The 25,245-nt window shown below is 36.1% G+C and carries 27 protein-coding genes, 1 riboswitch and 1 other annotated feature; of the genes, 10 read left to right on the plus strand and 17 right to left on the minus strand.

The window, feature by feature from the left end:
* Positions 1-48 precede the first annotated feature (48 nt).
* Positions 49-1,368, plus strand: coding sequence for a Na+/H+ antiporter family protein (locus tag ACX9TM_RS20655; protein ID WP_000994817.1), 1,320 nt, complete (start codon positions 49-51; stop codon positions 1,366-1,368).
* 24 nt (positions 1,369-1,392) lie between these two features.
* Here ACX9TM_RS20655 and ACX9TM_RS20660 read toward each other — a convergent pair whose 3' ends face one another.
* The gene (locus ACX9TM_RS20660) at positions 1,393-2,256 is read right to left on the minus strand and encodes a LacI family DNA-binding transcriptional regulator (RefSeq protein ID WP_000201363.1); all 864 of its coding nucleotides are present in this window, start codon (positions 2,254-2,256) and stop codon (positions 1,393-1,395) included.
* 99 nt (positions 2,257-2,355) lie between these two features.
* Positions 2,356-2,838 (minus strand): GNAT family N-acetyltransferase, encoded by a 483-nt coding sequence (locus tag ACX9TM_RS20665; protein WP_000902429.1) that lies wholly within the window; start codon positions 2,836-2,838, stop codon positions 2,356-2,358.
* 81 nt (positions 2,839-2,919) lie between these two features.
* Between ACX9TM_RS20665 and ACX9TM_RS20670 the strand changes: the two genes are divergently transcribed.
* On the plus strand, positions 2,920-3,846 hold the full coding sequence (locus tag ACX9TM_RS20670) for an alpha/beta hydrolase (protein ID WP_000819235.1): 927 nt from the start codon (positions 2,920-2,922) through the stop codon (positions 3,844-3,846).
* Positions 3,847-3,855: 9 nt separating this feature from the next.
* Here ACX9TM_RS20670 and ACX9TM_RS20675 read toward each other — a convergent pair whose 3' ends face one another.
* Entirely contained in the window at positions 3,856-4,101 is a 246-nt protein-coding gene (locus ACX9TM_RS20675; protein WP_000360793.1) for a DUF2552 family protein, read from the minus strand.
* Between the two features lie 139 nt (positions 4,102-4,240).
* Between ACX9TM_RS20675 and ACX9TM_RS20680 the strand changes: the two genes are divergently transcribed.
* The 5 genes from ACX9TM_RS20680 (at position 4,241) to ribH (ending at position 8,511) form a co-directional block, all read left to right on the plus strand.
* Positions 4,241-4,447, plus strand: coding sequence for a CDGSH iron-sulfur domain-containing protein (locus ACX9TM_RS20680; RefSeq protein ID WP_001151582.1), 207 nt, complete (start codon positions 4,241-4,243; stop codon positions 4,445-4,447).
* A 190-nt stretch (positions 4,448-4,637) separates the two neighbouring features.
* Positions 4,638-4,781, plus strand: a riboswitch (FMN riboswitch).
* A 305-nt stretch (positions 4,782-5,086) separates the two neighbouring features.
* The gene (gene ribD / locus ACX9TM_RS20685; RefSeq protein WP_065382456.1) at positions 5,087-6,199 is read left to right on the plus strand and encodes a bifunctional diaminohydroxyphosphoribosylaminopyrimidine deaminase/5-amino-6-(5-phosphoribosylamino)uracil reductase RibD; all 1,113 of its coding nucleotides are present in this window, start codon (positions 5,087-5,089) and stop codon (positions 6,197-6,199) included.
* Complete coding sequence (ribE, locus tag ACX9TM_RS20690) at positions 6,181-6,825, plus strand: riboflavin synthase subunit alpha (protein ID WP_000493908.1); 645 nt, start codon at positions 6,181-6,183, stop codon at positions 6,823-6,825. The genes ribD and ribE overlap by 19 nt, the downstream gene beginning before the upstream one ends.
* A gap of 12 nt (positions 6,826-6,837) precedes the next feature.
* A complete protein-coding gene (gene ribBA, locus ACX9TM_RS20695) occupies positions 6,838-8,031 on the plus strand; it encodes a bifunctional 3,4-dihydroxy-2-butanone 4-phosphate synthase/GTP cyclohydrolase II (RefSeq protein WP_065211846.1) in 1,194 nt (397 codons plus the stop codon).
* Between the two features lie 18 nt (positions 8,032-8,049).
* Complete coding sequence (gene ribH, locus ACX9TM_RS20700; protein WP_000230895.1) at positions 8,050-8,511, plus strand: 6,7-dimethyl-8-ribityllumazine synthase; 462 nt, start codon at positions 8,050-8,052, stop codon at positions 8,509-8,511.
* 22 nt (positions 8,512-8,533) lie between these two features.
* On the opposite strand, the gene ACX9TM_RS20705 is transcribed toward ribH, so the two are convergent.
* The 8 genes from ACX9TM_RS20705 to ACX9TM_RS20740 all read right to left on the minus strand — a co-directional run bounded on the left by ACX9TM_RS20705 (position 8,534) and on the right by ACX9TM_RS20740 (position 15,297).
* The gene (locus ACX9TM_RS20705) at positions 8,534-8,854 is read right to left on the minus strand and encodes a hypothetical protein (RefSeq protein ID WP_000280032.1); all 321 of its coding nucleotides are present in this window, start codon (positions 8,852-8,854) and stop codon (positions 8,534-8,536) included.
* Between the two features lie 182 nt (positions 8,855-9,036).
* Positions 9,037-10,035, minus strand: a complete 999-nt coding sequence (gene bioB / locus ACX9TM_RS20710) for a biotin synthase (protein WP_000815856.1) — start codon at positions 10,033-10,035, stop codon at positions 9,037-9,039.
* A 1-nt stretch (position 10,036) separates the two neighbouring features.
* Positions 10,037-10,846, minus strand: coding sequence for a malonyl-ACP O-methyltransferase BioC (gene bioC / locus ACX9TM_RS20715; RefSeq protein ID WP_000608911.1), 810 nt, complete (start codon positions 10,844-10,846; stop codon positions 10,037-10,039).
* Positions 10,812-11,552, minus strand: coding sequence for an alpha/beta fold hydrolase (locus ACX9TM_RS20720; protein WP_001004172.1), 741 nt, complete (start codon positions 11,550-11,552; stop codon positions 10,812-10,814). The genes bioC and ACX9TM_RS20720 overlap by 35 nt, the downstream gene beginning before the upstream one ends.
* Positions 11,549-12,736, minus strand: a complete 1,188-nt coding sequence (gene bioF, locus ACX9TM_RS20725; RefSeq protein WP_001077294.1) for an 8-amino-7-oxononanoate synthase — start codon at positions 12,734-12,736, stop codon at positions 11,549-11,551. Before bioF ends, ACX9TM_RS20720 begins: the two co-directional genes overlap by 4 nt.
* Complete coding sequence (bioD, locus tag ACX9TM_RS20730; protein ID WP_000012495.1) at positions 12,702-13,430, minus strand: dethiobiotin synthase; 729 nt, start codon at positions 13,428-13,430, stop codon at positions 12,702-12,704. The genes bioF and bioD overlap by 35 nt, the downstream gene beginning before the upstream one ends.
* Positions 13,430-14,863: an adenosylmethionine--8-amino-7-oxononanoate transaminase gene (gene bioA, locus ACX9TM_RS20735; protein WP_002041775.1), complete on the minus strand. Its 1,434-nt coding sequence runs from the start codon at positions 14,861-14,863 to the stop codon at positions 13,430-13,432. Before bioA ends, bioD begins: the two co-directional genes overlap by 1 nt.
* A gap of 77 nt (positions 14,864-14,940) precedes the next feature.
* Positions 14,941-15,297 carry a hypothetical protein gene (locus ACX9TM_RS20740; protein ID WP_000726905.1) on the minus strand — a complete coding sequence of 119 codons (357 nt, stop codon included), beginning with the start codon at positions 15,295-15,297 and terminating at the stop codon, positions 14,941-14,943.
* A gap of 143 nt (positions 15,298-15,440) precedes the next feature.
* Positions 15,441-15,661, plus strand: a binding site (T-box leader).
* A gap of 278 nt (positions 15,662-15,939) precedes the next feature.
* On the opposite strand from ACX9TM_RS20740, the gene nhaC reads away from it, so the two are divergent.
* The gene (gene nhaC / locus ACX9TM_RS20745; RefSeq protein WP_000253736.1) at positions 15,940-17,313 is read left to right on the plus strand and encodes a Na+/H+ antiporter NhaC; all 1,374 of its coding nucleotides are present in this window, start codon (positions 15,940-15,942) and stop codon (positions 17,311-17,313) included.
* A 48-nt stretch (positions 17,314-17,361) separates the two neighbouring features.
* Here nhaC and cpdB read toward each other — a convergent pair whose 3' ends face one another.
* Positions 17,362-19,695, minus strand: coding sequence for a bifunctional 2',3'-cyclic-nucleotide 2'-phosphodiesterase/3'-nucleotidase (gene cpdB / locus ACX9TM_RS20750; RefSeq protein ID WP_065382204.1), 2,334 nt, complete (start codon positions 19,693-19,695; stop codon positions 17,362-17,364).
* A gap of 365 nt (positions 19,696-20,060) precedes the next feature.
* Here cpdB and ACX9TM_RS20755 point away from each other — a divergent pair, with 365 nt between their 5' ends.
* Both ACX9TM_RS20755 and ACX9TM_RS20760 read left to right on the plus strand, forming a co-directional pair.
* Positions 20,061-20,840, plus strand: coding sequence for a GDSL-type esterase/lipase family protein (locus tag ACX9TM_RS20755; protein WP_000755838.1), 780 nt, complete (start codon positions 20,061-20,063; stop codon positions 20,838-20,840).
* 72 nt (positions 20,841-20,912) lie between these two features.
* Positions 20,913-21,359 (plus strand): MarR family winged helix-turn-helix transcriptional regulator, encoded by a 447-nt coding sequence (locus ACX9TM_RS20760; RefSeq protein ID WP_000445819.1) that lies wholly within the window; start codon positions 20,913-20,915, stop codon positions 21,357-21,359.
* Positions 21,360-21,383: 24 nt separating this feature from the next.
* Here the strand turns inward: ACX9TM_RS20760 and ACX9TM_RS20765 are convergent, their stop codons facing one another.
* The 5 genes from ACX9TM_RS20765 to argB form a co-directional block, all read right to left on the minus strand.
* A complete protein-coding gene (locus tag ACX9TM_RS20765) occupies positions 21,384-21,599 on the minus strand; it encodes a hypothetical protein (RefSeq protein WP_000291956.1) in 216 nt (71 codons plus the stop codon).
* Between the two features lie 57 nt (positions 21,600-21,656).
* Positions 21,657-22,217, minus strand: a complete 561-nt coding sequence (locus ACX9TM_RS20770) for a DUF2062 domain-containing protein (protein WP_002005691.1) — start codon at positions 22,215-22,217, stop codon at positions 21,657-21,659.
* Between the two features lie 138 nt (positions 22,218-22,355).
* Entirely contained in the window at positions 22,356-23,306 is a 951-nt protein-coding gene (gene argF, locus ACX9TM_RS20775) for an ornithine carbamoyltransferase (RefSeq protein WP_065382203.1), read from the minus strand.
* Positions 23,307-23,318: 12 nt separating this feature from the next.
* Entirely contained in the window at positions 23,319-24,479 is a 1,161-nt protein-coding gene (gene argD / locus ACX9TM_RS20780) for an acetylornithine transaminase (protein WP_063220773.1), read from the minus strand.
* On the minus strand, positions 24,476-25,243 hold the full coding sequence (argB, locus tag ACX9TM_RS20785) for an acetylglutamate kinase (protein WP_063220772.1): 768 nt from the start codon (positions 25,241-25,243) through the stop codon (positions 24,476-24,478). Before argB ends, argD begins: the two co-directional genes overlap by 4 nt.
* Between the last annotated feature and the right edge of the window lie 2 nt (positions 25,244-25,245).

Genomic DNA, 25,245 nt, shown 5'->3' on the forward strand with positions numbered 1-25,245 from the left:
TATTTACTTGTCTTAACAGAATAAAAATTTAGGGAGATTACATTTATTATGAACGCTGTACTCGTCGCAGTAGCAATTATGCTATTGCTTAGTTTGTTACGTGTCCAGGTCATTGTCGCCATCATTGTTGGAGCTTTAACAGGCGGACTTATCGGCGGACTCGGTATTTCAGAAACGATTAACACTTTTACAACTGGTCTTGGAAACAGTGCTCCAATCGCTTTAAGTTATGCAATGCTTGGTGGTTTCGCTATTTCCCTTTCCAAAACAGGACTTCCAGATGCTATGATTCAAACTGCATTAAAATGGATTGGCAATGAACAAGACACGAAAAAACAAGTTTATTCTAAAATACTTATTTTATTCATTATTTTAACGATGGCTTGTTTCTCACAAAATGTGATTCCTGTTCACATTGCTTTCATCCCCATCTTAATTCCAGCACTTTTAAAAGTATTAAATGAGCTGAGAGTGGATCGCAGACTTGTCACATGTATTATTACATTTGGATTGATTACTCCTTATATGTGGATCCCTGCAGGGTTCGGAAAAATTTATCATGACGTATTGCAAACCAACGCTGCGCAAAGCGGCCTTACATTTGATGTCACACTTATTCCAAAAGCAATGACTATTCCAGCAATCGGTATGATTATTGGATTATGTGTAGCGGTATTCATTACGTACCGAAAACCTCGTACGTATGAAACAGAACAAATTCATACTACCGAAAATGAAATCGTTCCCTATACAAAACGTAGCATTACTTTCGGGTTATTATCTATCATTGCTACATTAACTGTTCAATTAACAACAGAATCAATGATTTTCGGTGCTTTAGCAGGTATTATCGTCTTATCAGTTAGTGGCAGTCTACCACTTAAAGAAGCAGATGCGATATTAACAAGCGGAATGCGTATGATGTCCTTTATTGGCTTTGTTATGATTGCTGCCGCTGGATTCGGCGCTGTTCTTCGAAAAACAGGACATGTTGAATCTCTAGTGCAAACGAGTGCACATATAATCGGAAATAACAAACCACTCGCTGCATTTCTTATGCTCGTTATTGGACTTCTCGTTACGATGGGAATTGGTTCATCCTTTTCAACCATCCCTATCTTAACAACCATTTTTGTACCTCTTTGCATTCAGCTTGGATTTAGTCCAATGGCCACAATTGCAATTATCGGTACAGCCGGAGCACTAGGTGACGCAGGATCTCCAGCATCGGATAGTACCCTTGGACCAACATCCGGTTTAAATGCTGATGGTCAGCACCATCATATATGGGATACATGTGTACCCACTTTTCTACATTACAATATACCGTTACTTATATTTGGCTTTATTGCCGCAATTACATTATAAAAAGGTGCGTATAAAACGCACCTTTTACTTTTTTATTTTTCCTTTTAATTGTTGAAAAGCTACTTTTCCGTTATCTTTGACATAGCTTTCAATTGTCGGTAGTGATGAACCTATCCATTCACACTCTATACTCCCATTCGGTCCAACAATTTTTAATTTATCTGGTATATGTATATTTAGAAATCTCGCTGACCGAATTAACTCAATAGCAATCTGATCACTTGAGGCTACAATTCCATCTATATACGGATTGTTTTGCAATAATGTAATAAATTGTTTATTTGTATACCCTTGTACACATTCTTCTCGATAAGAGATTCCTTCATCCCAAACAGCGTCTAAAAACCCTGCTATATGATCTTCCATTTCTTCACTTTCTTCTCCCTCACCGAAATATGCAAGAAAGTGACACCCTTTCTCTTTTAATAAAGAAACAGCTCTCTGTCCACTTTCATAATAATTTCCATGTGATTGTTGCTCATCGATCACAACAAATGGAAATGGAATTTCTCCTACACTTTTAAAAACTGCTCTCGTCAAAATAACACCTGCAATGTTATTTTGCTTCAGCATATGTATGTATCTATCTTTATTCTCTATATTACAAATAATGATTTGATAGCCTTCTTTATATGCTATTTCCTCAATACAATGTAGCAAAGTGATGTTTGATTGGTTACATAAATTATCTACAAGTAATGCAATTATCGTTGAACTCTCTTTAAATAGTGGCTTCGCTGCACTGTTTGGCCTATAACGTAATTCTTCAATTGCTTCCTTTACTTGTTTTACTGTGTCCTCATGAACGTATCCTTTTTCATTAATAACTCGTGAAACGGTTGCGACTGAAACACCTGCCAATTTTGCAACATCACGTATAGTTGCCACATCGTCACCCCTTAATATGGTAATAGATTACAATTTTACGGTAACCTAAATTACACTATCCGTCAAGATTAATAACTCATATTTCTGAAAATTGTTACATCATTTCACTAAACGATACTCCAACTGAATTTCATGTAAAATTGGGATATTATCATATCCCATACGTGGAATTTCTTTCTTTATTTTTCGTGCCTCCTCTACCGCATTCACATATAAATTAGTCATTACAAAATTACGTTTTTGGTAAAATCGTAACGCATTCATATTATCATTTGTTGTAATAAGCCAAACCTGTCTGCACCGTTCTTCTTCTGCAACTTGTAATACACAATCCACAAGTTTCGTCCCTATTCCTTTTCTTTCTTCAAAGCTATCTAGCGATACAATTTCGCATATATTTCCGGTCACTTCATACGTTATAATTCCGATTATTCTGTCATCTGAGAGCGCAACAAATCCTGGCAACTCTTCTAACTGATGTTCCTTACCACGTGAAACCATCAATGAACTTCCCCAGTTCTCACACATGAACATTCGGATTGTTTCTTTCATCGCTGGCGTAATTTTTTGTATATGCAGCATTTCCTATTTCTCCCCTTTTATATCATTGTGATACAATATAAGTGTATCACATGTAACGGTATTTGGAGGATGAGGTAAAGTATGAAACGTTTTTTTGCAGCACTGTTTACTATACTAGGTGCAATAACTGCCCTTGGGATTTTCTTTACAAATAAAGTGATGTACTTAAAGAAAAAAACAGAGGAAGAAGTACTCGAAAGAGAAACGAAAAAACATTTTCGTATAGAGGATTTTGATGCTCTTCATAAAGAAGAAATTCATATCCCTTCACAATTCGGATACGACCTTCACGGATATTACATTCCTGCTGGTCATTCCACCAATAAGTTTATGGTTTTTTGCCACGGTGTAACTGTAAATAAAATAAACTCTGTAAAATATGCAAACTTATTCTTAAAAAGGGGATATAACGTCCTCATTTACGATCATCGTCGTCATGGTAAAACTGGCGGAAAAACAACAAGCTATGGATACTATGAAAAACATGATTTAAAATCCGTAGTTGACTGGCTAAAAAACCGTTTTGGCACCAATATTACACTTGGTATTCATGGTGAATCTATGGGAGCTGCAACACTTCTTCAATACGCAGGACTTGTAGAAGATGGTGCTGATTTCTATATTGCAGATTGTCCTTTCTCTGATTTTCAAGGACAATTACAGCACCGTTTAAAGGTTGAATTCCATTTACCAAAATGGCCTTTATTACCTTTAGCAAACGCATTTTTGAAAGTTCGTGACGGTTATACAATTCGTGAAGTTTCACCAATCGACTGTATAAAAAACATTAACAATCCCGTTCTCTTTATTCATAGTAAAGATGACGACTATATTTTAGCTGATATGACAAAAGCATTATATGAAGCGAAAGAAAATAATAAGCAGCTTTATATTGCAGAACACGGTGCACACGCTTGCTCTTATAACGAAAATAAAGAAGAGTACGAAGCAGCCGTCGATCAATTTTTAAACACATATGTGAAAGAAACAAAAAACAGGCTTGCATAAGCCTGTTTTTTATTGCGCTAAAACGTCTGTAACTTGTTCCATATTTTCAGAAATCCATTGCATTGCATCATCTAACGTTGGGAATTCTGTCGTTTGAAATGTTACTTCATCTTGAAGTAACCAAACATCCTTTGCCTCTTGCCCTACACCTGCAATGGACCAATGTAACAAACTATATGGATGATTATCATTCAAAAATGATGCCCACGTGCGCTCATTTGCAATGTTTCGTAATGTATGTAATTGTTTATCCATCTCTCGTCACCTTACTCTAGTCAGTTATGAAAACTATTATAACACTCTCTTCTTTCTCAAACAAAGTGCTCTTTTTATATTGTCAAGCACTTCCCTTGATTATATGATGAAATTAAGCGTTTGGGAAGGAGGGATAACGTTGGCAAAAGTACAAATTAAAGTAAATGATAATGGCTCTTTTCGCGTTACAGGGGACGTGGAATTAGTCGACTCACAAGGGAATGTATTCCCAGCAAAACCGGCATTTTCTTTATGCCGTTGTGGTTTATCAAAAAATATGCCTTATTGCGACGCTTCGCATAAAGGTAAATTCGAATCTGTTGTTAGAGCACCAGAGGCAGAATAATTTTACATGTGACATGCACATTTTTTTGTGCATGTTTTTTCTTTTTAGCAACTCCGTTATATCCCTTCTCCTTACAACATTTCTAATACTTTTATTTCCATTCCAGCCTGCATATATTTTCACACAATTCTTCACATTCGAATATTTTTTACTAGCCTTTTATTTTTTTTGTGCTATAATTTGAGCAAACAGCATCCTTCGGGGTCGGGTGAAATTCCCAACCGGCGGTGATGAAGTGAAAACTTCTAAGTCCGTGACCCGTTTTCAACTCGAAAACGGTGGATCTAGTGAAACTCTAGGGCCGACAGTATAGTCTGGATGGGAGAAGGATATGTTTCTAGTTTTTTATATAGTGAATACACTTTTATTTCAGTATGCATATTTTTAAAGATTCATTTTGATTCTTTATATATGTTTAATTTTCTATACTTATTTTTTATGCTGAAATAAAAAGAGACAACTAGCGTTTAAAAATTTGATATTTTGCTAGGTTTTTTCCTTATGCAGAAATATCAATTATCGTTAGGTTTCTTTCCTATGCTTTCGTATTCAAACTATATTTCTAGAAATCACGTCTCCCAAACCCCAAGGATATTAAATCCTTGGGGTTTTTTGATTTTTTTAGGAGAGGTGAAGAAAATGACAGATCAAGAATATATGAGGATTGCCCTGCAGTTAGCAGAAGGGACATCAGGACAAACAAGTCCAAATCCTATGGTTGGTGCTGTTGTTGTAAAAGATGGAAACATCGTTGGTATGGGGGCTCATTTACGAGCTGGTGAAGAACACGCAGAAGTTCATGCCCTTCAAATGGCTGGTCAGAACGCCAAAGACGCTACCGTTTATGTAACACTGGAACCGTGTAGCCACTTTGGAAAAACACCACCTTGTTGTGAATTGCTCATCGAAAAAGGAGTTAAGCGTGTTGTAATTGCTACTCTCGATTGTAATCCGCTCGTTTCTGGTAACGGAAAAAGAAGATTAGAGGAAGCTAGAATTGAAGTAACGACCGGTGTTCTTGAAGCAGAAGCAGTTTTATTAAATCGCTACTTTTTTCACTACATGAAAACGAAGCGCCCTTTTGTAACAATCAAAACAGCGATGAGCTTAGATGGAAAAACAGCAACTGTAACTGGTGAAAGTAAGTGGATTACAGGTGAAGAAGCACGTGCTGATGTTCACCAATATCGCCATACACATGATGCAATTCTTGTTGGAGTGAATACAGTTATAGCTGATAATCCTCATTTAACAACAAGAATTCCAAATGATGGGAAACATCCTATTCGCGTTGTTTTAGATACCCATTTACGAACGCCACCATCTTCTCATGTTATAACAGATGGTTTAGCACCGACATGGATTATTGTCGGTAAGGATGTAAAGGAAGAGAAGATATCTTCTTATGAATCTAAAAATATAGCTATATTCCAAATGGAAACGAAACATATAGAAATCGAGGACCTTCTTTCCTTTCTTGGAGAGAAACAAATTCTTTCTCTATTCGTTGAAGGTGGCCAATCGATTCATGCAAGTTTCTTAAAAACAAACAATTTTAATGAAATTGTAACCTATATAAGTCCGAAATTAATTGGTGGGAAAGATGCTCCTACTTTATTTGGAGGAAATGGTTTTTCAAAATTACAAAATGCGCTTTCCTTGAAAATTCAAGAGATGAAACAAATTGGTGATGATATAAAAATCGTTGCGAATGCCCGAAACGAGGTGACGAAATGTTTACAGGAATTGTAGAAGAATTAGGAACGATAGCAAACATGCAACAAAGCGGAGAAGCGATGAAATTAACGATTCATGCAAAAAAAATTTTATCAGATGTTCACTTAGGTGATAGTATCGCGGTTAACGGTATTTGCTTAACTGTAACAAGCTTTACAACTACTTCATTTACAGTTGATGCAATGCCTGAAACGATGCAGTCGACATCACTTCGCATGCTTAAACCGCACTCTAAAGTAAATTTAGAGCGCGCAATGGCTGCAAACGGACGATTCGGTGGACATTTCGTTTCAGGACATATTGATGGAATCGGAACGATTTTAAATAAAAAACAACATTACAATGCCGTCTATTACAAAATAGCAATTTCTGATGAACTACTGCGCTATTGTTTGCAGAAAGGGTCCATTGCTGTTGATGGAACGAGTTTAACGATATTTGATATAGACGAATCTTCCATAACGATTTCACTCATCCCGCACACAGTAAGCGAATCTGTCATTGGAGCAAAAAATGCCGGAGATATCGTAAACATTGAGTGTGACATGATTGGTAAATATATTGAACGCTTTATTACTAAACCTACAAAACGAGTAGGTTCAATGACCGAAAGCTTTTTACAAGAAAACGGATTTCTATAAGGGGGAAGCACAATGTTTCATCGTATTGAAGAAGCTCTAGAAGATTTAAAAAAAGGTAAAGTCGTTATCGTATGTGATGATGAAAACCGAGAAAATGAAGGCGATTTTATTGCTTTAGCAGAGTACATTACACCAGAAACAATTAATTTTATGATTACACATGGCCGTGGTCTCGTTTGTGTACCGATTACGGAAGGGTACGCAGAACGTCTACAATTAGAACCAATGGTATCTCATAATACAGATTCACATCATACTGCGTTTACAGTGAGCATTGACCATGTCTCTACAACAACAGGGATTAGCGCTCACGAACGTGCAACTACGATACAAGAATTGTTAAACCCCGCATCAAAAGGTGCTGATTTCAATCGACCTGGACATATCTTTCCATTAATTGCGAAAGAAGGCGGTGTCCTGCGTCGTGCAGGTCATACAGAAGCTGCTGTTGATTTAGCAAAGCTATGCGGTGCCGAACCAGCTGGAGTTATTTGCGAGATTATAAATGAGGACGGCACGATGGCACGTGTACCTGATTTAATAGAATGCGCAAAACAATTTGATATAAAAATGATTACAATAGAAGATTTAATTGCTTACCGCCGCCATCATGAAACACTTGTGACGAGAGAAGTGGAAATTACATTACCTACAGATTTCGGTACTTTCCACGCAATTGGCTATTCTAACTCATTAGATACGAAAGAACATATCGCACTTGTAAAAGGTGATATTTCAACAAGTGAACCGGTACTTGTACGTGTTCATTCTGAATGCTTAACAGGAGATGTATTCGGTTCACATCGCTGCGATTGCGGACCACAACTCCATGCAGCACTTGCTCAAATTGAGCGTGAAGGAAAAGGTGTTCTTCTTTATATGAGGCAAGAAGGAAGAGGCATTGGGCTTCTTAATAAGCTTCGTGCTTATAAATTACAAGAAGAAGGATTTGATACTGTAGAAGCAAATGAAAAACTCGGCTTCCCTGCTGATCTTCGTGATTACGGTATCGGTGCTCAAATATTAAAAGATTTAGGTTTACAGAGTTTACGATTATTAACGAATAACCCAAGAAAAATTGCTGGCTTACAAGGTTACGATTTAGAAGTAGTCGAGCGTGTACCGTTGCAAATGCCAGCAAAAGAAGAGAATAAATCGTATTTACAAACGAAAGTAAACAAATTAGGACACTTACTAAACTTATAATTAAAGGAGAGATTTATTATGGTATTCGAAGGTCATTTAGTTGGTACAGGATTAAAAGTTGGAGTTGTTGTTGGACGTTTTAACGAATTTATTACAAGTAAGTTACTTGGCGGCGCTTTAGACGGATTAAAGCGTCACGGTGTAGAAGAAAATGATATTGATGTTGCTTGGGTTCCTGGTGCATTTGAAATTCCTTTAATCGCTAAAAAGATGGCTAGTAGCGGAAAGTATGATGCTGTTATTACATTAGGTACTGTAATCCGAGGTGCTACAACTCACTACGATTACGTTTGTAATGAAGTAGCAAAAGGTGTTGCGTCTTTATCACTACAAATGGACATCCCAGTTATTTTCGGCGTATTAACGACAGAAACAATTGAACAAGCGATTGAACGCGCAGGTACGAAAGCTGGTAATAAAGGATATGAATCAGCTGTTGCTGCAATTGAAATGGCTCACTTATCAAAACAATGGGCATAAAAAAAGAGGCTGCGGCCTCTTTTTATTTTTTCACCTTTTTTTGTACATCTTTTATTAATTCATTCATCGTTTTTCCTTCTGTTTTTATATGAAGAGCTTGTGCCGTTCTCCATACATTCTCTCTTTTTTTCGCTTCTTCTATAATAGTAATTTCTTTTCTAACTTCCTTTAAATCTTTTCCTTCCGTTTTCAATCCAAAATGTTCAGCTTTCGTTCGAAAGTGTTGTTCGATTCTTTGTTGCATTTCTTTTTGTTCAGGATTTTCAGCAGCCTTAACTGGATCAGAACTTATTGCTTTTATTAAAATTAAACAAGTCATAATCGCTAATATGTATTTGTACATGTAAAATCCTCCAACCCAATATAAATTACATATTTACTATGTACAACTAGGGCTTGGAAAATTCGTCCACAAAAATTCTTTTTTTCGCTTAAAAACCAATAATATCAAGCGTTTACAACTATTTATTACATTTTATTTACAAAAAAAGCAAACCCTTTTACAAGTTTGCTTTTTCATCTATCTTATAATGCACATTCTTCAATCTCAAATCCTAAATCTGCAATCATACCCCAGTCCGCAGTCGGCTCTTGTCCAGCTGTCGTTAAGTAGTCCCCGACAAAAATAGAGTTTGCTGCAAATAAACCGATTGGCTGTACAGAACGTAAATTGATTTCACGTCCTCCTGAAATACGAATTTCTTTTGTTGGGTTTACAAAACGCATCATTGCCAGTACTTTTAAACATTCTACTGGAGTTAACTCTTTTTGTCCTTCAAGAGGTGTCCCCTTTACAGCAACAAGGAAATTACAAGGGATAGAATCTGCATCTATACGTTGTAATTCAAATGCAATTTCAGCACGCTCTTCAATTGTTTCTCCCATGCCAAAAATCGCTCCCGAGCATGGGGAAATGCCCGCTTGTTTTGCTTTTTGAACTGTATCAACACGATCATCATACGTATGAGTTGAACAAATACTATCGTAATTATTTGCATGTGTATTTAAGTTGTGGTTATAACGATGCACGCCTGCTTCCGCTAAACGTCCTGCTTGATCTTCATTTAAGAAACCTAAACAACAACAAATCTTCAAGTCTGTCGTTTCACGAATTTCCTTAACTGCTCCAATTACGTGATTTACCTCTTTATCCGTCGGACGACGACCAGACGCTACAATACAATATGTACCTGCTTTACGGCGTATTGCTTCATGTGCCCCTTCTACAATCTTCTCCTGCGTTAACCATGCATATTTATCAATCGGTGCTTCTGAAATAATAGACTGTGAGCAATATCCACAATCTTCAGGACATAATCCAGATTTCGTATTAATAATCATATTCAATTTTACTTTCTTACCAAAGTGATGATGGCGAATAATGTAAGCCGCATTCATAATTTCTAAAACTTCGGTATCATCAGCTTCTAATATCGCTATTGCATCTTCTTTTGTAATCATCTTCTCTTCCACTACGTCGTATGCAAGTTTTTTCCAATCCCTTTTTGTTTGTACTTGTTTCATTTCATCTCTTCCCCTCTTTTGTTATATGTATAAATAAAGCATGATACGTTGCCATTATCCCTTCATTTCCCGTGAAGTCTCTTTCGTATATGCGTAGCATCGCACGAAAGAGTGAGGGACTTTGACAATATGATCCTTCATTGCTATTAGTTGCTCCTACTTTTCGAATAGAATGCAGAAACTCCTTAACTTCTGTAAAACTCTCTATGTAACATGTTTCAGAAACATGCACATCCCCTGTTTCTATCTTACATATATGAAGCAACTGATCTTTTGAATAAAAACGTTGACCAATCGATGTTTCATTTTTTATATTTCTTTCTTCTTTCGCACGTTGGAACGAAGCATGCAATTCTTGAAACGTTTCATGTCCAAACGTTGAAAAGAGTAATATCCCATCTATAGACAAATGTTGAAATAAATTTCTTAACACTTGTTGTAAATTATTTAACCATTGAAATGTAGCATTTGAAATAATGACATCATATGATTCTTCTAATCGTAATCGCTCAATATCTTCACAGTGAAACGTTACATTTTTTACATTTTGTCTAGTTTGCGCAATCGCAATCATACTTTCAGCAAAATCAACTGCTGTAATATGTGCTTTCGGAAATAACTTTGATAATTGCTCTGTTACATACCCCGTCCCGCATCCCAGTTCTAAAATACGTATTGATGCCGTTTCACTATATCGTTCCTTTAAGATTGAAAGTAATGAATGTGCCATCTTTTTTTGTACATTTGCATATCGATCGTAAGATACGGCTGCCCCATTAAACCGTTTTTGTAGTAACGTTTTGTTGATCATGTCGTATCCCCTCTACAAATTGAATTATCTCATTTGCGCAATATTCAAAATTTGTCACACATAATGCATGCCCTGCTTCACTTACTACTTTCAGCTCGCTGCTGCTATTTTCCGTCATACTACGTGCCGCAGACAATGGGCATATTACATCCTGTTCTCCGTGAATAAGTAGTATAGGTACTTTAATTTCTTTTAGTTCTTCTCTCATATCTGTTTCTATTAAATAATCCAAACCTAGTTGTAAAGACTGAATAGAATCACCTTTAAAACGGTCTACAATGTCTTCAAAGTTTTTATTCTCTTTTAGCTCATCTTTCGTAAACATATTTTCATAAAACCGCTTGAGCGTATCTTCTTTCCTTCTCGCCAAATTCCTTTTCAGCCGTTCTACATGCAAAGCATTCCATCCGTTACTGTAATCGCTCGTATTTGTAAATTTAGCAGTACCACCAATTAATACGATGCCTTTTGCCTGAATCTTTTTATAAGCTTCAACTGCTGCTAACGCTCCTAGTGACCATCCAACCAATATTACGTTGTCATTATGCGCTACATCTATAATTCGTTCCGCAAATTCACTTCGTTCTTTCACATTACGCCAATCTATGCATTGAACAGAATATCCTTTAAAATACGGAAGTACTAAATCCCAAATATTCTCTTCCATTCCCCATCCGGGGATAAAAATAATCTTTAGCTCATTCATACGAAAAGCTCCTCTTCTTTCGCAATGTGGATAATTCGGTCAATAGCCCATTTTAAATCAGCTATTGTATGTTGCGATGTAACTGCAAAGCGAATTCGAGAACTATGAACCGGCACAGTTGGCGGACGAATTGCAATAGCCGCAATCCCTGCCTCTTGCAACCTTTTACTAAACCGTAAAGCATGTTCATTTGAACCGACTACAATCGGTACAATATGAGTTGAACTATTCCCAATATCAAAACCAGCATCCCTTAATTTAGTTCTGAAGTATTCTCCGTTTGCTATAAGGTTCTCTCTTCTTTCGTTATCTTCTTTTACAATTTCAATTGCTTTTTGCACCGCTCCTAACGTACTTGGTGGTAAAGCTGTAGTAAAAATAAAGCTTCTCATCATATTTTGTAAATACTCTATATAAATTTCATCACCTGTCAAATACGCACCATAACACCCTAAAGCCTTGCTAAACGTCCCCATATGTATATCAATTTTTTGAGCAAGATTTTTTTCTATATGAGATAACCCAGCTCCGCCGATTCCATATATTCCACTCGCATGTGCTTCATCGACTATAATGATTGCCCCGTATTTCTCTTTCAGCTGTACTAAATCTCTCAAATACGCAGTATCACCATCCATACTAAAAACGGTATCTGTTACGATTAATTTCCTTTTTTCAGGCGAAGCCATTTTCAACAACTTCTCTAAATGATCCAAATCATTATGACGATACCTTTTATGCTCTGCCCCGCTTAATATGATTCCATCAACAATACTTGCGTGATTTAACTTATCACTAAAAACAATATCGTGCCGAGAGGCTAAAGAAGATATGGCACCTATATTTGCCGTATATCCACTATTTACAATTAAAGCTCTTTCAGTACCTTTCCAGTCACATATGCTTCTCTCAACCTCTTCATATAATGGATGATTTCCTACAACGAGACGAGAGGCAGTCGCTCCAGTTCCATATCTTTTTGTACAGGCAATAGCAGCTTCTTTTAACCTTTCATCTCCAGCTAACCCTAAATAATTATTTGACGCTAAATTTAACATCCTTTTTTTATCTCGAATAAGCCAAGTCTCTTCTGCCTTCTCTGTTACATATAAATCACGATACTGCCCTTGCTCATGTAATTGTTGTAATTTAGATTGAAGGTGCGCCCGCCACGTTTGATTCATTTTGGATAAACTCCTCTAATTTTGAAATCATAATATGTTCTTTTGCAGATTCTAATACTTCTTCTTTCGTAAACTCACCTGCAAAGAATGGCAATAATCCTAAAACTGGTACCCCGCTCAGCTCTTCAATCATCTCTTTATTTTCTTGCACTCTTTCCATTTCACATTCTTTGCAACCTGATAAAATGACACCCACTACGGTTAAACCATGCGCCTTTGCGTAAGCAATCGTTAACACTGTATGATTTACTGTTCCTAATGTAGGACGAGCTACTACAATAAGAGGCAACTGTAATTCTTTTGCAAAATCAATTACTAAAGCATCTTCTGTATATGGGACAGCAAGCCCACCTGCCCCTTCTACAAATAAGCTATTAAACTCTTTTAATAGTTCATTATAGTAATCAGTAATTTCTTTTAACTTTACTACTCTTCCAGCTCTTTTCATGGCAAGTCTCGGAGCAAGTGGTTCTTCAATAGAATAAGGGCAAATTTCATTTTCTGGTGTCGGTACACCTGATAATGCTTTTAACCTTGCCGCATCTCCCTCAGGGTTTGATGCAACATGCCCACTTTGCAACGGTTTATATACTCCGATGTTATATCCCAATTCTCTAAATACACCGGCTAATGCACCGGCAACGACAGTTTTCCCCACTTCAGTATCTGTTGCTGTTATAAAAAAACCACTCATTATTCTCCCTCCGTAACATCCGAGATTGCCTTATATAAAATGCGTAACATATCATCAATCTCTTCAAAAGTAGAAGCAAGTGGTGGCATAAATACAATCGTGTTACCTAGCGGTCGTAAAATCATACCCAGCTCTCTTGAGCGTTTACATACTTGAACACCGACTCTTTCTGTCCAGTCAAACGCTTCTTTCGTTTTCTTATTCTTCACAAGCTCAATACCAACCATTAATCCGCACTGACGAATATCACCTACATGTTTATACGCAAAGAGCTTTTCTAATTGCGCTGTCACATAATCCGTTTTACGTGCCACTTCTTCTATTAAATTTGTTTTTTCATATAGTTCTAGATTCGCGATTGCTACGGCACACCCTAACGGATTACCTGTGTAGCTATGTCCATGGAAAAATGTTTTTTGTTCTTCATATTCTCCTAAGAAGGCATTATATATTTCATCTGTCGTTACCGTAACTGCAATTGGTAAATATCCACCTGTTAAACCTTTCCCAGCAGTTAAAATGTCTGGCGTCACATTTTCATGTTCACACGCAAACATTTTCCCTGTACGCCCAAATCCAGTCGCTACCTCATCTGTAATAAATAATACATTGTACTTTGTACATAAATCGCGCAGTCCTTTTAAATATCCTTTTGGCATTGTAATCATTCCGCCAGCACCTTGCATTAATGGCTCTACAATGATGGCAGCTACTTCTTCATGCTTTTCTTTCAACAATTCTTCCATTTCTTCTAAATGGATTTTTACAATTTCCTCCTTATTATTTCCGTAAGGAGAACGATATGTATATGGATACGGCATTTTAATCGCATCAAATAAGAGCGAACTATACACTTGGTGAAACAAGTCTATTGCTCCTACTGAAACAGCTCCAATTGTATCACCATGATATGCTTCTTTTAATGTAACGAATCTTTGTTTCTTTGGTTTCCCTTTATGCTGCCAATATTGGAAAGCCATCTTAATTGCAATTTCAACAGCGGTAGAACCTGAATCAGAATAGAATACCTTCTTCAATCCATCTGGTACAACCTCAATAATTTTTTCTGCTAATAAAATAGATGGAACGTTAGCAAGTCCTAACATAGTAGAATGAGCAATTTTATTTAATTGCTCACGAATTGCTTCATCTAATTCCGGTACTTGATGTCCGTGAACATTTAACCATATAGATGAAACACCATCCCAATATTCATTACCATTTACATCGTATAGTTTTCTTCCCTCTCCACGTTCAATAATGACAGGATCTTCTTCTAAATAATCTTTCATTTGTGTAAATGGGTGCCATACGTAAGCTTTATTTTTCTCTGCTAATTCTTCATATGTATAAGATGATTTTTCAATCGTTCTACTATTTATTGTCACAATTGTCACCCCTAATGTTAACTTGTTTATAAATATAGTTAACATTAAATCCGAATGACTGTCAATTATTTTAAAATCAAATAGTTCTTAAAAAAGAACAACTTATCCTACGATAAGTTGTTCTACTTTCCATGCTGTATCTTTCCAATTTCTAAAATAATTTCTTCATCTTTTTTCCCCTCTGTATCAATTCCAAGTTGCTTAGCGTGCTCAATTAATAAATCATGACGCTTCTCAAATCTAGCGGTATTTACTTCTTTCGTAACCTCTTCTTTTGTTTTCCCCTCAGTAGAAACTCCTAGTTTTTCTGCTGCTTTTTCCATTGATTTCTTCTCTTCTATTTCTTTTACTTTCTTCACTTCTGACTGTTGTATTTGCTTTTGTTTCAACTGCTCTGATTCAGCCGCAAAAACTGTGTAAATTCCAGCACTTCCTCCAATAACTAATAAAGTGGTAAAAAGAATTATTTTTTTCTTCACTCTTTCCTCCCCCTTTCAAATTCATTATAACGTACATTTTTACAGCGTTAAAAACAATTATCCTTTATTTTCCTAAAAAAACATTTAATATTTTTATTGACATGTAAGATGAAAATATGATAAAAATTTAACTAACATCATATGAATCGGCGTTGATAGGATTTAGTAGTATTTCGATTTCTGATTTCAGAGAGCTGGTGGTCGGTGCGAACCAGTACAGAGCGAATTATGAATTACCCCCTGGAGCTTCTTTTACGAAACGTGAGGAGTAGTGAAAGACGGTTATAGACCGTTATGTCTAAAGAGTGGTGAAACGACACTGTTTCACAATTTAGGGTGGTACCGCGAATTTTTCGTCCCTGCATATATTGCAGGGGCGTTTTTTATTTTATAAGCGCATATCATATGACCCTTTATTTTGTGACGCATTCATTTCACAAGCTAGGGTGGTACCGCGATTTCTTCGTCCCTGCATAATTATATGCAGGGACGTTTTTTTATCCAATCATTTCCGTATCATATAGAAGGACTAACAATTACCGGTAATTTGTCACAAAATTCTAAACTTTAGAAGGAAATATACAATATTGGCGAATTTTATATAAAAAAGAGCTATTTCACATTACTTAGGAGGGGAAAACAATGGTTTCAAAAATTGAGTCTGTTCTTTTAACAATTTTTATCTTTTTCTGTATTGGTTTTAGTGTTATTCAATTAGAAGTTTCACCACACATTCCAATTTTATTTGGTATCGTTCTTTTATTAGCATTTGGATTCCTGAAGAGAATCTCTTGGTCTACTATGGAGAAAGGGATGATTAGTAGTATTTCAGCTGGTATTCCATCTATATTTATTTTCTTACTTGTAGGCGTATTAATTAGCGTTTGGATTGCAGCTGGAACTATTCCCACTTTAATGGTATACGGCTTCCAACTTGTATCTCCAAAAATTTTCGTTCCAACTGTTTTTGTTGTTTGTGCAATTGTTGGAACGAGTATCGGTAGTGCTTTTACAACTGCTGCAACTGTAGGACTTGCCTTTATGGGAATGGGTACTGCCCTTGGATACGATCCAGCTCTTATTGCTGGTGCAATTATTTCTGGTGCATTCTTCGGAGATAAAATGTCTCCTTTATCTGATACAACAAACTTAGCGCCTGCTGTAACAGGTGTAGATTTATTTGAACATATTCGTAACATGCTTTGGACAACAGTGCCAGCTTTCATTATTGCTTTTATCGCATTTTTCATTTTAGGAAGCGGATCTGGTGGAAACGTTGATTTCTCAGCATTTATTAACACACTAGAAAAAAATGCAACGATTTCTATCGTTACACTGATTCCTATTTTATTACTGTTCCTATTCGCATTTAAAAAGGTACCCGCAGTTCCAACATTACTTGCAGGAATTGTGGTAGGGATTATTATTCTCTTTATTTTTAAACCTAGCACTTCTTTAGCTGATTTAATAAAAATTATGCAAGACGGTTACGTTTCTAAAACTGGTATCAAAGACATTGACAGCTTATTATCTCGCGGTGGCCTGCAAAGTATGATGATGTCAATTGCTCTTATTTTCCTAGCTCTTTGTATGGGAGGATTATTACAAGGAATGGGTATTATAGCGCAGCTGATGAATATTATCTCTAGCTTCGTAAAAACTAGTACACGCTTAATTATTTCTACTGCTTCAACTGCAATTGGTGTAAACTTCTTACTTGGTGAGCAGTACTTATCCATCGTTTTAACAGGACAAGCATTTGCTAATAAATACGATGAAGTCGGTTTAGAACGTCGTAATTTATCACGAGTATTAGAAGATGCTGGTACAGTAATTAATCCACTCGTACCATGGGGTGTAAGTGGCGTATTCTTAACAAACGTTCTTAGCGTTCCAACATTCGATTACCTGCCATACGCAATCTTCTGTTTAGCATGTCCAGTCGTAACCATTATTGTCGGCTTTACTGGATTCGGTCTTTCATGGAAAAAAGAAAAAGCAGTACCAGTTTCATAATATAACAAAAAGGATTACCAAATCGGTAATCCTTTTTATATTTCTTGACTATCTATTCGCTTTCTTTCTTCTAAATAACAGAAGTAATCCCGCTCCAACAAACGCAAGACCAGCTCCAATTGTAGAAGCAATACTTGCACCTGTTTTCGGTAAATCACGTTCATCTTTTTCAGCTTCTTTATTTTCACTTACAGTTGTTGTTTCTTTTGTATTTTGATCATCTGTTGTAGTTTGTCCAGATCCGGTATTGTTTCCATCTTGCTTTGGTTCATTACCATTATTACCTTCTTCTGTTGGTGGTGTTGGGTTTTCTCCATTACCTGTTGGCGGTGTCGTCGGATTTTCTCCACCACCTGTTGGCTGTGTCGTTGGATTTTCTCCACCAGTTTCTTTATCATCATTCTTCTTCGTTATATCAATTGCATATTTAGCAAATTCATTTTCAGATGGTCCAACATATGAAATCTTTCCATCTTTCTTTATATACTCTTTTGCTTTTGGTGAAGAATCAAATGTTGTAATTAATTTATCTGCAACAATCGGTTTAAATGTCCAATTTTGATCTGCTGTCGGGTTAATAACTGGCGTTTCTTGCATATACTTTACAATAATTTGACGTGTTTCATCTTGCGATTGATATACAACTTCCCCTTTACTTACACCCGGGAACGTCTGGCTACTTCCACGATAGTTATTTGTAGCAACGATGAACTCTTGATTGTCAGCTACTGGCTTACCTTCATATGTCATATTTACAATACGATTCGCATTTGCATTTACAACTTTTCCATCTTTATCGTATTTCGCCGGTTGTGTTACATCAATTTCATATTTTAAACCATCTATAATATCAAAGTTATATGTAGGATATCCTGTATTCACCAATTGCTGTTCAATTTTTTCTTTTGGTTTAGGATCAATTTGATTAAACTGACCTGCAGACATTTCAAGCCATTCTTTCACTTGTGCCCCATTTACTTTTACAGCATATAACGTATTTGGATATACGTATAAATCTGCAACGTTTTTAATTGCTAACGTTCCAGCTGGAATATCAGTATAATATGCAGCACCGTTTCGGCCACCTGCTTTAAATGGTGCACCTGCAGATAAAACCGGAATATCTTTAATCTTTTCGTACTCTGGTTTTTTAAGTTCTTGTTCTACATACCATTTTTGCGCATTGGTCACAATTTGTACGGAAGGATCATCTTGTACTAATGAAAAATAACTATTAATTGGTGCTTTCGTTTCACCTACAGGTGTATTTACATATTCGATTGTCTTTTCATGTTCATCTTTAATTTCATTAACTAATTTTTGATCAGATTCTACTAACGGATTACCTTTACTATCAGCAATCTTACGAAGTGCTGGCTTAGATTGATTCTTTTTTTGTACTTCCCATTTTCCGTTTACCTTTTTCAATTGCATATCAATAATACCTAAGTTACTGCCAAAAACGCCAGGCATTACAACTGGAACACCATTAAATATATCCTGCACTTCAGTATGTGAATGTCCCATTAATACTGCATCTACGTCAGGAACCTCTGTTAAATAATACGATGCGTTTTCCATACCAACGTTGTATCCACTTTTATCAACACCGGAATGAGCTAGTGCAACGATAACATCTGCACCTTCTGCTTTCATTTTTGGTACCATTTTCTTCGCTGTTTCAACTATATCTTTCGCTTTAACTTGTCCTTCTAAATTCGCTTTATCCCAATTCATAATTTGTGGTGGAACAAATCCCATTACACCAATTTTCACTATTTGTTTTTGGCCTGCTTCATCCACTACTTCTTTCTCTAAAATATGATATGGTCTATCAAAGTAATGCTCGTCATTCTCATCATTACCATCATGGTCATCTATGTAGACATTCGAGTTAATAACCGGAATTTTTGTTTTACTAGTCACTTCCTTTAAATAATCTAAACCATAGTTAAATTCATGATTCCCAAGAGAGATGACGTCATACTTCATTAAATTCATTACACGATATAATGGATGGACATAGTTAGGATCAACAGGATTCTTCGGATCTTTATCTTTTATTTTATTCGCTACGTAATCCCCAAGCGGTGTCCCTTGTAATGCATCCCCATCATCAAATAGGACAGAGTTCTTCACTTCTTCACGTGCTTTATTAACGAGTGTTGCCGTTTGTACGAGACCTACTTTATTATCTGTTTTCGTTTGATAATAATCGTAATTCATTAAGTTAACGTGAATATCTGATGTTTCTAGAATTCGTAAGTTAACTGTACTCTCCCCAGTGTTCTCATCTGCATGAGCTGTTGCTGGCATTACTTGCGGTGCTATAACACCAATCGCAAGAGTTGCTCCAGCTAGCATTTTTTTTGACTTTTTCACAAAAAATCCCCCTTATACAATTACCAGAAATAATGAAATGAATCCCTATCTGTCTCTAACCACATACCTTTTTTCTTCTATTAGAGACACAATTTTCATTTCACCCTGCGCTAACGAGTAGTCCCCTTAAACGCCCGATTGATGAAGACTAACAATTAATAGGAAATAAAGCTCCCACTAATTAAAATTTCACCTTATCTGACATTATCATATATAAAGTTCTTTCCTATCGTCAATATTTTTTGACAAACTTCAACAAATTTTCTGTAAAGTTATTATAAACTTTTCATAAACATATAATATGCCCTTACATTGCTAATACTGCTGAATATGATACAATTACCAATTACAAGGAGGATGAATTTATGAAAAAAGTCATCTTAACAATTGTTTGTCTCCTCCTTCTGATCATTTCTTATTCTTATTTTGAAAAGAACGACGAGACAAAACAAAATGAACCCGAAGAAAAAACAGAAAAAACATCTACTCCAAGTTGGATTGATAAGCAAACAAACGATTCCTTTTATCATCTCGTACTAGGTGATTCGCTCGCCAAAGGATATGGATCAACACAAGGTGGATTTGCTGAATTAGCCTCTAAACAAATAGAAGCACAAATTCATAAACCAATTACTGTAGAAAACCTTGGGATAAACGGTCTTACAACAGATCGTCTCGCTAAAAAAGTTCAATCAGAAGATGTAAAGCAAAAAATTAGAGCAGCAAATATCATTACCATTAATATTGGAGGAAATAATTTATTTCGCTTAAATCGTGATGTCGGTGTTATAGACGGTATTAAAATGTTAAATAAAGAAAAAGCTCATTTTGAAGCGGATGTAAAAAATATTGTAAAGACAGTCCGAGATCAAAATCCGGATGCTTTACTCATTCTTTCTGAACTCTATAACCCATTACAACTCGATGACTCCATCGCAAGTTATGCAGATATGTTTTTAGACGGCTGGAATGAATCCGTTTATTCCATTGCAAAAGTGAATCAACCATCTATCGTTTTGCCAATTCGTAAATTAATATCGAATGATAAAAAAGAATTGCTCTTTGACCAAGTACACCCAAATGATAAAGGCTATACGATTATTGCCGATTCATTTACAAAAAAAGTGTTGGCCTACAAATATTAAAATTCCCATGAAACAATTCTATTTTTATAACATGTCTTTTTTGTTACAATGAGAGTGGAAGGGGGCCTTTATATGGAATCACGCGAGTGGGAACGTATTGTTGATCATCTTCTTTCGCTAGTGCCTCTTTTTTATCGCAAATTTATGCTTCCTGGAGAATTTTCTTCTCAAAGACATATGCCGCCATCACATACACAAGTATTACTGCTTTTGCATGAAAACGGCACATTAGCAGTTTCCGAAATCGGCAAGCGGCTAGCGATTTCACGGCCTAACATGACACCTCTATTAAACAAACTTATTCAAGAAGAACTAATAGAGCGTCATTATAGCGAAAAAGATCGACGGGTCATTTTAATTTCCCTAACAGCTGAAGGGAAATTATTAGTAAATCAGTATCAGCAATTCATTTTAGACAAACTAAAAGAAAATTTCCAAACATTATCTGAGGAAGAGCGCGAAAAGCTCATTCATTCTCTTCAAACCATTCAAAATTTAATTTTGAAAACAAACGTATAAAGCTGCTTCTAAATAGAAGCAGCTTTATGATTCGTAATAGTTACCATAGTACACATTGGAATATGGCCATGTTGTTAAATATGGTTTTTTTTCCTGTGTAGGCTGTTGTTGTGGTAATTGTGGTATTTGTGATAATTGCTGTAATTGTTGTTGCCGATATAATTCGTATTGTCTACTCGTATCATAAACCGGATAATAATTTACATATGGATATACTTGAGGTACGTAATAATAATACATTATCCTCTCCTCCTTTTTCTTAAACATATTCAAAGGAGAAAATGGATGTGACATTGTTTATAATTGTACAAGTGGTTCTCTCACTCGTTTCTTCCTTTTCTTCAAGCGTAACTTACGGTTCTTTTCGTATAAATAATGCACAACGAAATACGAAATGAGACCAAACACAACTCCTAAAATCGTCATTCCAATTAATACATACACTTCACTTTGTAATAAGCTCTTTAATATCGTAAAAATGTGACTTGAAAACAAGTCCGATATCGTAAATGGTTCATGATGAATTTTCTGTACATGAAATGGATAAATCATTTTTCCTAGCGCATACGCAAGCGGAAATAAAAATACTGGGAGAAACGATATTTTCCCAATAATATTGCCAATAACTGCCGCAGGAAAAGATCCCTTTGCTAACCTGACGATTGGATAAAATATTACATATACGAGCGATGCCGTATAAATGACTAACATTTCTAAGCCGAATCCTATAGCAAACCCTAACGATACTTTCTTTGCGCCTTCTGGCGATCGAAGCAACTTATAATATTGAAACTTTAATATTCTCCACATCCGCTGAAAAAACGAATATGTTTTCTTAGTTGTTTTCACCCTCATCATCTCTTTAACTATATTTTTATATGTAGTATGTCCTTACACACTCTGAAAAACAAATTTAGTTTTCTCTTTTATTATAAATGATATCGAAATGGTTAACTAAATATACATATGACATTTTAATATAAAAAAACCTCCCTTTTAGGAAGGCTCTTCTACATTTTTAAATAAACTCACTAATAACGCTTTTTGAGCATGCAATCGATTACCAGCTTGCTCAAAGACGATAGACTGCGGTCCATCTATAATTTTTCCTGTTACTTCTTCTTCACGATGGGCAGGTAAACAGTGTAAGAAACGATATGTTTGCTTCGCATGCTTAACAAGTTCGTTATTGATTTGGTAAGGTTGAAATAAAGAATATTTCTCTTCTTCGCCCTCTTGCCCCATGCTCATCCAAACGTCAGTATAAATGAAATCTGCTTCATTCACCGCTAATTCAGGATTATGCAAAACTTCAATCTCAGCTCCTGTTTCCTTGGCAATCGCTAACGCTTTTTTTACAATCTCTTCATTCGGTTCATATCCTACAGGCGTTGCAACAGTCATATGCATTCCGACTTTTGCACTCGCTAGCAACAATGAATGACATACATTATTTCCGTCACCTACGTAAGCCAATTTTATTCCTTTAAATGTATTTGTTTCTTCATATATTGTCATGAGGTCTGCCAATGCTTGACAAGGATGATGATCATCCGTTAAACCGTTAATAACAGGAATGCTCGATTCTTTTGCAAGCTCTTCTACATCCGCGTGCGAGAATGTACGTATCATAATCCCGTCAATATACTGCGATAATACTTTCGCAGTATCTGAAACAGTTTCTCCTCTTCCCATTTGCATCTCTTTTCCACTTAAAAACATACCATGTCCCCCGAGTTGTACCATTCCCGCTTCAAAAGATACACGAGTACGAGTTGAATGCTTATCAAAAATAAGCCCTAATATTTTGCCTTGTAATAAAGGCTCTTCCTTATTCTTTTTTAAATATATAGCGAACTCAATTAAAGAAATAATTTCTTCTTTCGTTAATTCTTCTAGTGTTAAAAGATCTTTCGTATTTAATTTCGGTACTTGTACAGTTGACATGAAACTTCCCCCTTATATGATTGATACGTTTTTTGTACAAACTACTTTTTTTATTATATATACTGCCTGTTCTAACTCTTCATTCGTGACAATGAGTGGCGGTAATAGTCTTATAACATTAGGGCCTGCTTGTAATACGAGAAGCCCTTCGTTTTCTAGTTGTTCTATAAAACTTGCAACTTCATGCTTACACTCAATCCCAATCATAAGCCCTTTACCACGTATATTTTGAATACATTCGACATGCTGTAATTCCTCTTGCAACTTCTCTAATACGTACTCGCCTTTTTCTTGTACTTCTTTTAAAAACGATGGTTTTTTACTCACTTGCAATACTTCTTTCGCTGCAGCCATCGCGATGTAATTCCCGCCAAAAGTTGAACCGTGTGATCCTGCAGTAAACGACGTTCCGAGCTCTTTCCCGCCAATCATCGCTCCGACAGGAATCCCATTCCCAAGTGCCTTTGCAACGGTAACGATATCAGGCTCTATTCGCACTTGTTCATAAGCGAATAGTGTTCCAGTTCTTCCTATCCCCGTTTGTACTTCGTCTATAATAAATAAGGAACCGAACTTATTACATAATGTTTCAATCTCTTTCAAAAAAGATAGATCAGCAGGTATTACTCCTCCCTCTCCTTGAACTACTTCTACCATTACCGCCGCAACTTCTTCATTCATTACTTCCTCTAATGCTTTAATATCGTTAAAAGGGATATGTAAAAAAGATGGAAGTAATGGACCAAATCCTTCTTTTACCTTATCTTGGCCTGTTGCACTCATCGTTCCAAATGTTCTACCGTGAAAAGACTGCTGGCATGTTACGACGAGAGATTTTCCAGTATGCTTACGTGCTAACTTTAAAGCCGCTTCATTTGCCTCTGCCCCACTATTACAGAAAAACACATAATCTAATGCTCTATTTTCTGTTAATAATGACGCAACTTCTTCTTGTAAGCTGTTTGTAAACAGGTTAGATATATGCCATATATCATCAAGTTGCTCTTGTACACCTTTGAGAACAGTAGGGTGACAATGTCCTAAATTACATACGCCAATTCCTGATGTGAAATCTAAATATTCCTTACCGTTATTATCAATAACTTTCGTTCCAGTTCCCTTTACAAACTCAATAGTTCTTCTGCCATACGTTTGAAAAAGATGACTCGTCATGCAATACTCACGCCTTTCGTTACCGTCGTTCCAATACACTCTCCCGTAACCTCAGTAAAATCTTTTGTACCATTCACAATACTTATCTTTTGCACTCCCATTTTTAATGATGCTAGTGCCGCCTGTACTTTCGGAATCATCCCACCTGTAATAACACCTGTTTCTATAAAAGTTGCAATTTCAGATTCATCCGTTTCCTTTACCAAATTCCCTTCATGTAATATTCCATCTACATCCGTAATAAAAATCAGCTCTTTTGCCCCTAACGCGACCGCAATCCCAGCTGCAGCATTGTCCGCATTTATGTTATAAATTTCATTACCATTTACCCCGATTGGAGCAATAACAGGAATATACCCCATATTTATTAATCCTTTTAATAAGGCTGTTTCTACATAATTTACTTCTCCCACATATCCTATCTCCTCGCTGACAGGTTGAACTTGAAGTAAATTACCGTCACACCCTGAACAACCTACAGCAAGTAAATTATGCTTTTGTAAATTCATTACGAGTTTTTTATTCGTACTTCCGCATAGCACCATTTGAACAACATCCATAACTTCTTTTGGTGTTACGCGTAATCCATCTCTTTTTTCTACGTTGATGTTACAATCTTTTAATTTGGCATCAATTTCTGGCCCACCACCATGAACAATCACTACTTTATACTTCTGTTGCAATTTCTTTATACAATCAAAAAACACAGCATTTAATTGATTCAACATACTACCGCCGCATTTCACTACCATATAATCGCTCATCT

It is taken from the genome of Bacillus sp. LH1, assembly GCF_057924895.1.

Coding starts and splice junctions, on each gene's coding strand:
- ACX9TM_RS20670 (WP_000819235.1), top strand. CDS start 2,920: ATGAAACGTTTTTTTGCAGCACTGTTTACTATACTAGGTGCAATAACT.
- ACX9TM_RS20720 (WP_001004172.1), bottom strand. CDS start 11,552: ATGAATGAGCTAAAGATTATTTTTATCCCCGGATGGGGAATGGAAGAG.
- bioD (WP_000012495.1), bottom strand. CDS start 13,430: ATGAGTGGTTTTTTTATAACAGCAACAGATACTGAAGTGGGGAAAACT.
- ACX9TM_RS20705 (WP_000280032.1), bottom strand. CDS start 8,854: ATGTACAAATACATATTAGCGATTATGACTTGTTTAATTTTAATAAAA.
- ACX9TM_RS20755 (WP_000755838.1), top strand. CDS start 20,061: ATGAAAAAAGTCATCTTAACAATTGTTTGTCTCCTCCTTCTGATCATT.
- ACX9TM_RS20675 (WP_000360793.1), bottom strand. CDS start 4,101: ATGGATAAACAATTACATACATTACGAAACATTGCAAATGAGCGCACG.
- ACX9TM_RS20655 (WP_000994817.1), top strand. CDS start 49: ATGAACGCTGTACTCGTCGCAGTAGCAATTATGCTATTGCTTAGTTTG.
- bioA (WP_002041775.1), bottom strand. CDS start 14,863: ATGTTAACTATATTTATAAACAAGTTAACATTAGGGGTGACAATTGTG.
- ACX9TM_RS20770 (WP_002005691.1), bottom strand. CDS start 22,217: ATGATGAGGGTGAAAACAACTAAGAAAACATATTCGTTTTTTCAGCGG.
- bioC (WP_000608911.1), bottom strand. CDS start 10,846: ATGATCAACAAAACGTTACTACAAAAACGGTTTAATGGGGCAGCCGTA.
- argD (WP_063220773.1), bottom strand. CDS start 24,479: ATGACGAGTCATCTTTTTCAAACGTATGGCAGAAGAACTATTGAGTTT.
- bioB (WP_000815856.1), bottom strand. CDS start 10,035: ATGAAACAAGTACAAACAAAAAGGGATTGGAAAAAACTTGCATACGAC.
- nhaC (WP_000253736.1), top strand. CDS start 15,940: ATGGTTTCAAAAATTGAGTCTGTTCTTTTAACAATTTTTATCTTTTTC.
- ribD (WP_065382456.1), top strand. CDS start 5,087: ATGACAGATCAAGAATATATGAGGATTGCCCTGCAGTTAGCAGAAGGG.
- bioF (WP_001077294.1), bottom strand. CDS start 12,736: ATGAATCAAACGTGGCGGGCGCACCTTCAATCTAAATTACAACAATTA.
- argF (WP_065382203.1), bottom strand. CDS start 23,306: ATGTCAACTGTACAAGTACCGAAATTAAATACGAAAGATCTTTTAACA.
- ribBA (WP_065211846.1), top strand. CDS start 6,838: ATGTTTCATCGTATTGAAGAAGCTCTAGAAGATTTAAAAAAAGGTAAA.
- ACX9TM_RS20765 (WP_000291956.1), bottom strand. CDS start 21,599: ATGTATTATTATTACGTACCTCAAGTATATCCATATGTAAATTATTAT.
- ribE (WP_000493908.1), top strand. CDS start 6,181: ATGTTTACAGGAATTGTAGAAGAATTAGGAACGATAGCAAACATGCAA.
- argB (WP_063220772.1), bottom strand. CDS start 25,243: ATGAGCGATTATATGGTAGTGAAATGCGGCGGTAGTATGTTGAATCAA.
- ACX9TM_RS20665 (WP_000902429.1), bottom strand. CDS start 2,838: ATGCTGCATATACAAAAAATTACGCCAGCGATGAAAGAAACAATCCGA.
- ACX9TM_RS20760 (WP_000445819.1), top strand. CDS start 20,913: ATGGAATCACGCGAGTGGGAACGTATTGTTGATCATCTTCTTTCGCTA.
- ribH (WP_000230895.1), top strand. CDS start 8,050: ATGGTATTCGAAGGTCATTTAGTTGGTACAGGATTAAAAGTTGGAGTT.